The organism is Acinetobacter sp. YH12049, from assembly GCF_013419875.1.
Lineage (GTDB): Bacteria > Pseudomonadota > Gammaproteobacteria > Pseudomonadales > Moraxellaceae > Acinetobacter > Acinetobacter amyesii.
This window is the reverse complement of sequence record NZ_VOZH01000004.1, coordinates 62712-75955: the sequence shown is the minus strand read 5'-3', so window position 1 is coordinate 75955 and position 13244 is coordinate 62712. Positions and strand designations below refer to the sequence as shown.

Annotated in this window: 8 protein-coding genes; 2 read left to right on the top strand and 6 right to left on the bottom strand. The window is 40.0% G+C overall.

From position 1 onward, the window contains the following. Positions 1-12 precede the first annotated feature (12 nt). Both FTU05_RS02615 and FTU05_RS02610 read left to right on the top strand, forming a co-directional pair. Positions 13-3117 carry an efflux RND transporter permease subunit gene (locus FTU05_RS02615; RefSeq protein WP_180164171.1) on the top strand — a complete coding sequence of 1035 codons (3105 nt, stop codon included), beginning with the start codon at positions 13-15 and terminating at the stop codon, positions 3115-3117. 96 nt (positions 3118-3213) lie between these two features. Continuing rightward, the gene (locus tag FTU05_RS02610) at positions 3214-4929 is read left to right on the top strand and encodes a proline--tRNA ligase (RefSeq protein WP_180039693.1); all 1716 of its coding nucleotides are present in this window, start codon (positions 3214-3216) and stop codon (positions 4927-4929) included. A 64-nt stretch (positions 4930-4993) separates the two neighbouring features. Here the strand turns inward: FTU05_RS02610 and FTU05_RS02605 are convergent, their stop codons facing one another. The 6 genes from FTU05_RS02605 to FTU05_RS02580 form a co-directional block, all read right to left on the bottom strand. Further along, entirely contained in the window at positions 4994-6301 is a 1308-nt protein-coding gene (locus FTU05_RS02605) for a hypothetical protein (RefSeq protein WP_180009837.1), read from the bottom strand. A 50-nt stretch (positions 6302-6351) separates the two neighbouring features. Beyond that, complete coding sequence (locus FTU05_RS02600) at positions 6352-8532, bottom strand: DUF6160 family protein (RefSeq protein WP_180164169.1); 2181 nt, start codon at positions 8530-8532, stop codon at positions 6352-6354. Between the two features lie 30 nt (positions 8533-8562). Then, positions 8563-9252 carry a hypothetical protein gene (locus FTU05_RS02595; RefSeq protein WP_180164167.1) on the bottom strand — a complete coding sequence of 230 codons (690 nt, stop codon included), beginning with the start codon at positions 9250-9252 and terminating at the stop codon, positions 8563-8565. Positions 9253-9262: 10 nt separating this feature from the next. Next, positions 9263-11320 (bottom strand): hypothetical protein, encoded by a 2058-nt coding sequence (locus tag FTU05_RS02590; protein ID WP_180164165.1) that lies wholly within the window; start codon positions 11318-11320, stop codon positions 9263-9265. A gap of 244 nt (positions 11321-11564) precedes the next feature. Further along, on the bottom strand, positions 11565-12134 hold the full coding sequence (gene dcd, locus FTU05_RS02585) for a dCTP deaminase (RefSeq protein ID WP_005008040.1): 570 nt from the start codon (positions 12132-12134) through the stop codon (positions 11565-11567). Positions 12135-12246: 112 nt separating this feature from the next. Next, positions 12247-12840: a LysE family translocator gene (locus FTU05_RS02580; protein ID WP_180023160.1), complete on the bottom strand. Its 594-nt coding sequence runs from the start codon at positions 12838-12840 to the stop codon at positions 12247-12249. Positions 12841-13244 lie beyond the last annotated feature (404 nt).

Sequence of the window (13244 nt, the reverse complement as noted above, 5' to 3'; positions counted from 1 at the left end):
AGGACAGTTGTTATGTGGTTAACCCGAATTAGTGTGAAATATCCTGTTTTCACCATCATGATGATGTTCTGTCTGATGGTGCTAGGACTCGCTTCTTGGCAACGTATGGGCGTTGAGGAATTTCCTGATGTCGACTTCCCTTTTGTTGTGGTCTACACCAACTATCCAGGTGCTTCTCCTGAGTCTGTCGAATCTGAAATCACTAAGAAACTTGAAGATCAGATCAATACCATTTCTGGCCTCAAGCAAGTGATTTCACAGTCCAGTGAAGGTTTATCCACGGTCATTGTCGAATTTAATCTAGATGTCTCATCCTCGGTAGCTGCACAAGATATTCGAGATAAAATTGCACCAGTAACCGCACAATTTCGTGATGAAATTGATGACCCGATTGTAGAACGCTACGACCCTACTGCCAGTGCGATTATGTCGATTGTTTTTGAATCGAAGGACATGTCTTTACGTGATTTGAGTTCCTATCTGAATCAACGGATTGTGCCACAACTTAGAACAGTTCCTGGTGTCGGTACGGTCAATTTATTGGGCGATGCGCAGCGACAAATTCGAATACAAGTAAATCCACAAAAATTACAAAGTTTCGGGATTGGGATCGATCAAGTTATAAACACCTTAAAATCTGAAAATATTGAAGTTCCGGGAGGAACCTTAAAACAAAAGAATTCAGAATTGGTGGTCGAAATTAAATCTCGAGTTATTCACCCAAACTCATTCGGAGATTTAGTGGTTGCCAATAAAAATGACGCGCCGATTTATCTCAAACAAATTGCCGAAATAGAAGATAGTCAAGCCGAAATGGAGTCGAGTGCCTATCTGAATGGCAAAACTGCCGTTGCTGTCGACATTCTGAGAAGTTCGGACTCTAATGTGATTGAGGTGGTTGATAATACCCGTAAAACCTTAAGTAAAATTCAACAGCAATTGCCGCAGGGCACGACCGCAGAAATTGTGGTTGATTCATCTAAAGGTATTCGTGGCAGCATTAAAGATGTGGCACGTACCATAATTGAAGGTGCTGTACTTGCGGTATTCATTGTATTGTTATTTCTCGGCTCATTTCGTTCGACAGCCATTACAGGTTTAACCCTACCGATTTCGCTACTGGGCACCCTCACCTTTGTTTGGATTTTTGGTTTTACCATCAACATGATGACCCTACTGGCTCTCTCGCTGAGTATCGGTCTCCTGATTGATGATGCCATTGTGGTCCGTGAAAATATTGTCCGCCATGCCGATATGGGCAAGGAACACGTCACCGCAGCACTCGACGGCACGAAAGAAATTGGTTTAGCTGTATTGGCCACAACATTGACCATTGTCGCTGTATTTTTACCTGTGGCATTTATGGGCGGTATTATTGGGCGTTTCTTCTATCAATTTGGTGTAACCGTCAGTACCGCTGTACTGATTTCGATGTTTGTGAGTTTCACCCTTGACCCCATGTTGTCTGCTCACTGGGCAGAGCGCCACGATCCAAATAAAAAGCCGGGTAAAATCAAACGTTTTTTTAACTGGATTTCGGGCAAACTCGACAACCTAAGCCATCATTATGAAAAATTACTCAAGCTTGCTTTAAAGTTCCGTCTCATTACCCTTTTAATCGCCGTTGCATCATTATTTGGTGCATTGGGCTTATCCAAACTGATCGGAACTGAATTTGTACCCGTACCAGACAAAGGTGAAATTCGGATCAAATTTGAAACACCGGTTGATGCAACCCTTGAATATTCACAGGCGAAGCTTAAGCAAGTAGATCGTATCATTCGCCAGCATCCAGAAGTCAAAGCCACTTATGGTGCAATTAATAGTGCCACTGATCGGGGTAAAAACCATGCTAGCATTCGTGTCACTGTTTCACCACGTACGGAGCGAAGTCAAACATTAACGGATCTCAACAATGAATTCCGTACCCGCTTAAAACATGTAGCAGGTATTACCATTACCTCGATTGCCTCAGCTGATGAAACAGTATCGGGCGGTCAAAAGCCGGTAATGATCTCGATTAAAGGACCAGACTTAGATGAGTTACAACGCATTTCTGACCGCTTCATGAAAGAAATTTCGAAAGTCGACGGTATTGTCGACTTAGAAAGCTCGCTTAAAGAACCTAAACCGACGCTAGGTGTACATATCAATCGCGTTTTAGCCAGTGATTTAGGTTTATCCGTCAATCAGATCGCCAATGTATTACGCCCTCTACTTGCGGGGGATAATGTAACAACGTGGAAGGATGATAAAGGCGAAACCTATGATGTAAATTTAAGACTCACTGAAGATCAGCGTCGACTGCCAACTGACATTCAAAGCATGTACATCACATCACAAAAAACCGATGCTGCAGGCTTACCTATTTTAGTTCCATTGGCAAGTGTGGCAAGCTTTGAAGAAACACTTGGTGCTTCACAAATTAACCGTCGTGATCTGGCACGTGAAGTAATGGTTGAAGCCAACACAGCAGGACGTCCTGCGGGTGATATTGGTGCCGAAATCAATGAGATAGAGAAAAACTTCGACTTGCCACCAGGTTATAGTTTTGTCACGCAAGGTGCCAATAAAGATATGGCTGAGTCTGCGGGTTATGCAATGACAGCGATTACCCTCTCTATTGTATTTATTTATATTGTTTTGGGTTCACAATTTAATAGCTTCATTCACCCTGCAGCCATTATGGCTTCATTGCCCTTATCATTGATTGGGGTGTTCTTAGCCTTATTCTTATTTAATTCAACCATGAACCTCTTTTCCATTATCGGGATTATTATGCTCATGGGCTTGGTGACAAAGAACGCAATTCTACTCATCGACTTTATTAAAAAAGCCATGGATCATGGTGTAGATCGTTATGACGCAATTATTGAAGCAGGTAAAACCCGTTTACGCCCCATTTTAATGACCACCAGTGCAATGGTGATGGGTATGGTTCCGCTTGCACTTGGTCTAGGTGAAGGCGGTGAACAAAGCGCGCCAATGGCACATGCCGTGATTGGCGGAGTGATTACTTCTACCTTACTGACACTCGTGGTTGTTCCAGTGATTTTTACCTATTTGGATGATTTCCGAAACTTCCTTGCACGTCAGGCCAAAAAAATCATGTCATAATGACAAAATCTAAAATGAGGTGACTTTGGAAAATGTTCACCTCATTTTTTATTGTATACTCTCCACTTTAACGCTTAATTTTTTAGGACAGTTTCCATGCGCGCGAGTCGCTTTTTATTTGCAACGTTAAGAGAAACCCCAAACGATGCTGAAGTTATTTCACATCAGCTTATGCTTCGTGCCGGGATGATTCGTAAATTGGCTTCAGGTTTATACACTTGGCTGCCGATGGGCGTTCGCGTATTAAATAAAGTTGAAGCGATTATCCGCGAAGAGATGGATCGTGCTGGTTCACTTCAAGTCCTGATGCCTGTCACTCAACCCGCATCTTTATGGGAAGAATCAGGTCGTTTCGTACAATATGGTCCAGAACTTTTACGTTTTAAAGACCGTCATAACAATGACTTTGTACTTGGCCCTACACATGAAGAAGTGATTACAGATCTTGCTCGCAATGAATTGAAAAGCTATAAGCAATTGCCTGCAAACTTCTACCAAGTACAAACCAAATTCCGTGACGAAATCCGCCCTCGTTTCGGTGTGATGCGTTCACGTGAATTCATCATGAAAGATGCCTATTCTTTCCATGTTGACCAAGCTTCTTTACAAGAAACCTATGACAAGATGTATGCAGCTTATTGCAAAATTTTCACTCGTTTAGGTTTAAATTTCCGTCCAGTTCAAGCGGATACAGGTTCAATTGGTGGTTCTGGTTCACACGAATTCCACGTCCTTGCGTCTAGCGGTGAAGATGACATCGCATTCTCTACAGAGTCAGATTATGCTGCTAACGTAGAAATGGCGGAAGCAGTATTAGTAGGTGAACGTGCTGCTCCAACTAAAGCACTTGAAATTGTTGATACACCAAATCAAAAAACCATTGCTGAGGTTTCTGAATTCCTTAAATCAGACCCTACTCAATCTGTCAAAGCATTATTGGTTCAAGGTGTTGCTGAAGAAGGTAAAGCTGCACCAGTGGTTGCCTTATTCCTACGTGGTGACCATGAACTGAATGAAATTAAAGCAGAAAAACACCCATTAATTGCTGCTCCATTAACTTTTGCAACTGAAGCACAATTAGCTGACTTAGGCTTAACTGCTGGTTTCTGTGGCCCTCAAGGCTTAACAGAAAAAGGCATTACCGTTATTGTTGACCGTGCAGCGTCTGTACTTTCAGACTTTGTTGCTGGTGCAAACCAAGTTGATAAACATGCTGTAGGTGTAAACTGGGAACGTGATGCACAATACACCGAAGTTTATGACCTGCGTAATGTTGTTGAAGGTGACCCTTCTCCAGATGGTCGAGGTACAATCTTGATTAAACGTGGTATCGAAGTTGGTCATATCTTCCAGTTGGGTCAAAAATACTCTGAAGCGCTTGGCTGCAAAGTTTTAGGTGAAGATGGCAAACCTCTCGTTGTGACTATGGGTTGCTACGGTATTGGTGTAACTCGTGTTGTTGCTTCTGCGATTGAACAAAACTTCGATGACAAAGGTATTATTTGGCCGTCTGCAATTGCTCCTTTCGAAGTTGCTATCGTGCCAATGAATGCACATAAGTCACCACGTACAATGGAAGCAGCTGAAGCACTGTATGCAGAATTAACTGCTGCTGGTTATGATGTTCTTCTAGATGATCGTAATGAACGTCCAGGTGTTAAATTCTCTGATATCGAGTTAACAGGTATTCCACACCGTATCGTTATTGGTGAGAAAGGTTTGGATGCTGGTACATTTGAGTACAAAGGTCGCCGTGATGAAGAATCAAGCAACCTCAGTAAAGAAGACCTTTTAGCGAAAATTGCAAAATAATTTGCGCTAAATATAAAAAAATCCCGCTAAGTGCGGGATTTTTTTATATTAAATACTTTAAGCCTTAACAGAATTTCAGCCCGCCGAAGCAGTTAGAACGAAACTCCTGTCCAGAAAGTTTTAAATTGTTTAATGGGAAATCAATTAATGACGGGTTTTTAATTTCTTTAACATCTAAAGCCGAACCTGCAACACAACCAAAGATTAAATCTCCACAATTACGAACATTGGTACTTAAGTCATGGTTAATTCCAGCGATCGTTTGTTTCAACACTTCATCCGTAATCGCCACTTTATCTGAAGGTGTAATACTCCCCAAATCGACCTCATCTTCCATCGCCAACCACCAACCTCTTTCTGCTGCAACTGCAGCACCAGGCCAGAGTATTTTTTGAGCTTGTAAGGATAACGAAGCAGGGTTATTTAGATAAAGTGCATGGATCAAACCTAAACTTTGATTTACCGTAATATCGGTTTGTAGTCCAGTAAGATAGCCTGTTACGTCTTTATTCAAATTAATATTTAACCCAAGTAGAGAGATCTGAGCTTCTAATGGACCACTAAAATCTAGACGATCAACTGTACCTGTGCCTTTTAATACCGCAATATTATCCTTAATTCTATTCCCGCTCACGACAGTGGCTGGAATTGTAAAAGGTGCTGTGGTTGATTTTAAATTAAAAGAATAATTATCTGATTTGTAGTGAAGCGGTAGATCAACTTCAGCACCAAATAATGTCCCCTTAACTGCCCCTTCAATGTATTGCTGCGTAGAAGCATAGTCCATCACACGCTCGGCAGTTGTTGCAACACCCGCAGACGCTTTGGTTTTCATATACCCACTAAAGGTGTTGATACCATTGGGTGTATTACTATTTTCTGTACCTAATGTCATTAACCCAGAAATTTTTTCAGCGCTCAGACGAAAGCCCATCACTTCACGAGTTGCAGCTGATTTGGGATCTTTAATTGCAATTTCGATAAAAGGATTGGTCAACAAAGCAGAAGTTGCCGCACGTTCATCAGACGTATAATTGCTATTTACAGGCAATCCACTCAATGAAATATGATCGATATCAATATCACAAGCACCTGAGCCATTTGCACCACCACAACCCAATTGCAGCTTTTTAATATTGGCATTGAGCTCCATTTCAGCTTCTAAACCAAGCTTATAAAAGCCGACATTGGATTGGTCTACGGCTTGTCCACTCTCATCCACAGAATTATACCCCTGCGTATATTCCATGGAGAGTAATGCTTGACCATCAACTTTTGATAAGCTTTCATCATCTAAAGCCATCATTGCATGAGATAAGCTACTCATCGCAAATGTCGAGAAGATCAAACCTCTGATTAACTTCTTTTTCATAACAAATTCCCTGTTCGTTATTTTATTTATTTGTTATTGATTTAATATTATTAGCGTGGAGTAATCCCCATGGTGCTTCGCATTGTTCCACCGGTTAGGGCTATATCCGCCATCTTTTGCATATTGCCATTTGTTAACATCGATACTTCTGCACGAAACGCTTTAGACATATTATTGGTTGGATTGAATTTCACCTGATTATCAAACTCTACCGAATCTTGTTTCATTTTAATTCGAGCATCAAAGCCTAGATCGCCCTGCATTTTATTAATATTGATACTTGAAGCTGAAACGACACCGCTGGCATTTACATCTTCATTCATCAAACTTAAATAGCTTCCCATAACTTTTTGATCTTTCTTTTCAGCATCTGTTAATGCTTTAAATTCAAAGCTTCCACGAAAAGATAAATAATTATTTTCTGCACTGTCATTTAGGCCCGGTACTATAAATAGCTCACCTTTACCATCAAGTTTAAACGCAATATTCGTCAACACATCATCACGTTTAGAGAAATTATCTAAAGGTACTGTAGTCCCACATTTGGCAGAAGCTGTAGTCGCACAGTTATAGGTTGAACCCGGAAGTTGACCAATCGCTAACTCGGCATTAGCTGCAATCAATAAATTATCTGCACGTACATAGATGCCATCATTTTCATAACCAATCACACCATCAGATTGAATAAGGGCATTGATGTTTCGTAAGCCTGCATAATAATTGACTTCTTGACCATTAATACCTTTTTTACCATCAATCAAAATAATGGAAGTTGTACTTGGTGTTCCTGTTTTTTTATCAACACCATAACCATCTGTGCTCATTACAAGGTTATAGCCAATACCTGATTTTTCAGCCGCATTTTTATAACTGTATTTTTTCTCTGATAATGCAACATTGGCATTCATATTATAAATCGGGATACCAATCCCCCAACTGTTGTCATTACTTGCAATTGCAGCAATTGAGTTATCAGAAATAAATCGTGCGGTACGCGCGATGGACTGAAAATCCATACCACGAATCGCCACTAGTGCAAAATTTCCACCCGCCGTTTGATTTGACAGATTCTGGGTTAAAACATTATTGGTTAAGCCTAATGTCGCTTTTAATTTATCATTTACCAGAAAATCAAGGCTTTTGGCTTGAATGGTATTGATATAAATATCGCCAAAATCAATATAGGCATTTTTATCAGCAACTAAAGACGTTAAATTAGAAAATTCAATGGCATAACTACCAATACCCGTATGGCCAATTTCTAAGGTTGTCGGTGCTTGACCTGCAACAAGACTCGGATCATCCTTTGAAGTAAAATCCGCGCGCACTCCTAAATGTAAACCACCTGAACCAACAGACTCATATCCTGAAGCTTTCGTTGCTAGACCAAAATCTTTAATTCCGTCTTGATTGGCATTTAAGGCCACTCGTGCATTAGTGACAGCACCCGATGCTCCCATACGAATTAAATTGCGCTGTGCACCACCATCGGTACCGTAACGTAGATCGATATTAACGCCGGGGTTTGTGGCATCGCTACGTGAGCTATGCACATCTGATGTGTCCTTGACCCGCCCCAAATTGACCGTATGATCTTTGCTCCCTGTGGATTTTGTGGTGAGAACAATGCCTTCATCAGCTGCAACATACATATAACCTGAACCAGCAAAGTTAAAGTTAAAGTCCTTTAAGGTTACGCTATGTCCATTCATACCATGACTAATACTGGCATTTTGCAATTGAAATTCCATATACGCCGTATCATTACGGTTAAATAGACCATTGCTGGTTTCAAGTAATACTTTTAAAGGTGAAGATGTTGCAATCGTAAGTGAACCTAAATTTTGCGTATGCGTTTGGCACGTTGCACCTTGACACAGCAGCATAATATTTTGTGCAACAGCCGTAAATGGACTGACACTTGCAGCTATACGCATACCTACACCTGCATCCGTCGTCCCAACATCAAAATCTAATTTTGATGTAATGGTGCTTTGCCCAACACCATCTATTTGTACATTGTGCAAACCCATTTTCATCTTATTTTGGTCAGTTGGGTCAACCCAATTTAACTGATCAACTTTGACTCTAGAAACTTCATGGGTAATCGAAATACCATCTTGGCCAGTAACTGCACCCAAGCTTTCATCGGTCATCGCTTCAAAAGCATAGGCGTGTTGAGCAAGTAAAATACTGGTTGCGAGTGCCGTTAAAGTTGTTATTTTTTTCATCACTATATCCTTATATTCAGTCACAGCTGATTAACAGCGACCTGCACCATTTCCAGTGCAGTTAAAACTGAAGATGTTTAACTTTCCACTCATATGCATATTGCCATGCACATTAACACCCATAAATCCTTGTTCTGCACCACGATCAAAATCAGGTACTGCTAAAGTTGTTGTCGTTCCGTCCGCTTTCTTTTCAGTATAGGTCGTATAAGTACTGGTATTTTCATACCCCTCCTTACCTGTCGTACCTGTTTCTACTGCCAAGGTAGCAAAACCTAAATTTCTAATTTTTAATGGCTTATCATCATAAAATGTCAACTGCATAGCCGTTTGTGGATTACCTTCACGATTGATAATCGTCACACCATCTAGTGAAAATTGATCGATCTGTAACGTTCCTTGAAACTGTTTAAACACCAACCATTTCTTATTACCATTTGCATCCACATGATTATTGGGTGCAAGAGCTAAGCGACAAAACTCATTGGATGAACATTGATATCCATAAAAAGCCTGAGTAGTTTTACCATTCGCATCCATGATAGAAATGTTGTTTTTCGACATATCATTGGCGTATTGATGGTTTAATGAAAGCGTCCAACTGAGATCTGCACCGCCTTGACCGGTTGCAGCGGTAAGTTCCCTATTATCCATAGACACTAAACCTGCATGAGTTTGTGTCAGTGCAGCACAAACAACAGCGCATAAAATTTTATACATGTGATTTCTCCTACAGCCCTGTTGTTCTTATTTTTAAGTGCTGAATCAATACGCCATCTATGGCAACAGATCCTAAATTCGTGCTTTGTCCATTGACACCTTTAAACACCACACCTGTCGCAGTATCCGTACTTTTTGCATTCAACAGATTACCAGGCAAGCGCTCTACTGTACCGATCGCAATGCTACTGTGTGTTGCATTACGTCCTTGATATAGTGCTGTCGCATCTGAAGAGTTTGCTTTTAACTCCGTGCCACAACTATAGACATTACAGGTTGAACCTTTAAAGTCTGCAGCAGTTAAACCCGATGTACCTGTGGTATTACCAGCGATATCTGTATAGTAGGTATAAATTTTACTGTAAATTGAAGGCACGTTAGGTATACGTGTTACTTCCAAAATAATATTTCGACCTTCCGACCCCACAATAAAGGGCTGATACATATTGCCTAAAACTAAATTGATGTTTGGGCTATATAAGTATAGACCTTCCGTTTCATGGAAAATCGGAGCGACAGAACGATCCATAGCGGGTGTCGCTGCAGTACCATCATCCAGTTCAGAGCGCGCAGCTGTACTAATACGTATACCACGTGCATCCAAATCACTATCATTAATACTGAGTGATTCAGCACGATCGTTGGTGTTAATACGAATTAGACTGGCTAAACCCAAGGTTTGGTTGTAATTGGTATTGGTTGATTTTAGGGTTTGAAAAATTCGAACTTGTGAACCATTGAAGCTCAAACCATTCGCAACAATTTGAGTACGTAAACGATAGTCTTTATCCAAGCCACTGGTCGGCGCACCGGTAATCGGATCAACAACATTACTTGAATTCAAAGACCGTGAAAATACATCCATCCACAAACCAAGTTTGATATTGTTAGATGCATCATCTGCTGCAATTTTCTTTAATGGTGCCTCAATGGCTAAGTAACCAACATTTCCTTTATTATTTGCCGCAAATTGTTCAACATCTTGATTTCCCGCATGGAAAAGCCATGGATTTTCAGCTGTGCCCCAATTAAACCCTTGATCGGTATAGCGTGTTGCTAATGAACTTTTGCCATTTTTATCTTTACTGTTGGACAGGGCTAAGCCATATATAAATACATCTGCTTTCGATCTGAGACTCGATACGGTCGCAGTCGAGGCAATTTGTTTTGCTGTAATCTCAGCATTTTTTTTCACCGTTGCTAATGCTGCATCACTCGCCTTTTGAGCTTCAAGCTTGGCATAGTCAGTTGCCAACTGATTGAGGGTTTCTGCAGCTTTCGCATTCAACTGAGCATTTTTTGTCGTATCTATAATATTTGAACGTGTAATTTTTCCTGAGACATAATTTTTATAAAAAGTCGAAGTGGTCGGTAAATTACCCGTACTATTGTTACCGTATAGTAACTCAATCATCTCATACGTATTTTGCAGTGCATATTCTTTAGATTTATTATCCTGACCTGCTGTCAACGTTTTATTTGTTGTTCCATCAGATTCTAAGCCCGAAATAATAGTACCATTTTTATAATCTGCATAACGCTGATCGTAATATGCCTTCATCGTTGGTGATTCAAGATAAGACTGTACTAATCGGCCACGATATTCTGTTGAATATGTTGCTATGGTTTCATTGGTAATACGTGTAGCATTATTGGTCTCATAGGTGCTTTTAGAACTTAAGAAAGTGGAGTCATAAACACCGTTATAGCCCGTAACTCGGCCTTGCTGATAGGCATCAACATATGCAGCTTTATAGATTTTATCGTAAGCACGCTGGCCTAATTGTTCATAGTTTTCACCAGTAGGAATAATCCGAATAAAACCTGTATCGCTTTTCCCTGGATCAACCATAGCAGACGCATAACTAGAAGCCGTAGAACGGTCATTTGGCCCTTGAAAGACCATTTTGAAATTTTCTAAAGTGAGTGCAACACCTTCACCTGTTGTGGCTGAAAGTGCTTCATCTGATAAATCTTGAAGCGCATAAACAGATGGTGCAGCAAACATGCTGACTGCGGCTGCTAAGCAACTCTGGCGGAATAACTTAGCCTGGGTGAATTGAGTCATCTCGACCTTCCTTTTATCAGATGCTCTGCATCTCTCTTATATTTATTCCTGAGAACTGGCTTTGATGTTATTGTCCATTTATTCCTTAAATGGAGACTTGTGATAGACCAGTCACTTAACTTTTTATTATGCTGAATAATTACTCAATTGCAAAAACTTCCCCACCGAATGGTCTATTTTCCGATGAATGACCCAACAAAAAAGCGGGCTAATTCGCCCGCTTTTTTAAACTCAATCCGAAGGATTAAGCTTTAGGTAATGTCACACCGGTTTGACCTTGGTATTTACCACCACGGTCTTTATAAGAGGTTTCACACACTTCATCTGATTCGAAGAACAACATTTGTGCGACACCTTCACCCGCGTATATACGTGCAGGTAAGTTGGTTGTATTCGAAAATTCTAAAGTCACGTGACCTTCCCACTCTGGTTCAAGAGGCGTCACATTGACAATAATACCGCAGCGAGCATAGGTTGATTTACCCAAACAAACGGTTAAAACATTACGTGGAATACGGAAATATTCGACTGTCCGTGCTAGTGCAAACGAGTTCGGCGGAATGATACAAACGTCTGATTCGATATCAATAAAGCTTTTATCGTCAAAGTTTTTAGGGTCAACAATTGCTGAATGAACATTGGTAAAGACTTTAAATTCACGAGCACAGCGCACGTCATAACCATAGCTCGACACGCCATACGAAATAAGCTTTTCGCCATTTTCATCATAACGGACTTGGTTTTCTGCATACGGTTCAATCATGCCGTGTTTTTCGCTCATTTCGCGAATCCAACGATCAGACTTAATAGCCATTTATCTCTATCCAAAAACTTAAATCAATTATTGCGTGGTACTTTAACTGAAATCCGACTTAATGAAAATAAGCTTTGCCGAACTAAGCGGATTTAGTCATTTTGAAATCAATTTAGAGTTTTAAAATCGCAGAATAACTCAGTGGTATCGAAAAACTAACCAAGACCAATGACGCTGTTCGTTGTAAATTGGCTTGATTGAGCCAACTAATTTTATTCGATGCCAAAACTGAACCAAGAAAGGTCCAAAAGAATGCTATTGGAACGATCAACAACAAAAAAATTAGCATGTGAGCTACATAATACTGCGCATTTTGCCAAGCCAATGCAGGAAAAATCGCAGATGCGAATAATAATGCTTTGGGGTTTAATAACGTCGCAACAAAAAGTTCGCGTGCACGAATGCCCTTTTGATTAAAATTTTCAGCAACAGTTGCTGTACGCCATAATCGCATAGCCAAAAATAGAATATAGCCAGCACTAAACAATTTCAAAATGGTCGGCAATAAAGGTAGATATACGGAAATTTTACCGATGAGAAAACCCCATAGGCTAATCGAAATAAGATAACCAAAGGCTTCCGCTGGAATGAGTCGGAATGATTTACGTAGCCCAACTTGAATACCCGAAGATGCGAGTAAGGTATTGGTTGGTCCTGGCGTTAACAAAATACTGATAACTAGACCAATAAAAAACCATGAAATCATACTTTGACCTCAAACTTAATCCGCGAAGATTAATTCAGTTGTTTCGTATTAGCAAAATAAAAAATAGAAATGCTTATAAAAAACTCCTTATTTAATTATAAATTCAGTAACTTAAATAGAAAAACAAAACCTTAGCTGAACAGTCATTCAGAGCACCTTACAATTCAAAGAAATATCTTGAACTTATATTTATAAAAGAAATTTCACATGATTCCATGTATACCCTACAGTTTTTACACGTAACAAAATATTATTAAAATAAACGATATAGCTCCATGCCATTCTTACGCATAACCATTATTTATTGGAGACTAAAAAATCAAAAAAAAATACTTTTCAAAAATAATTGATTAAGTTATGTTCAATTGAGTAGTGGAAATTAAAATTAAAACTCATCAAATCAA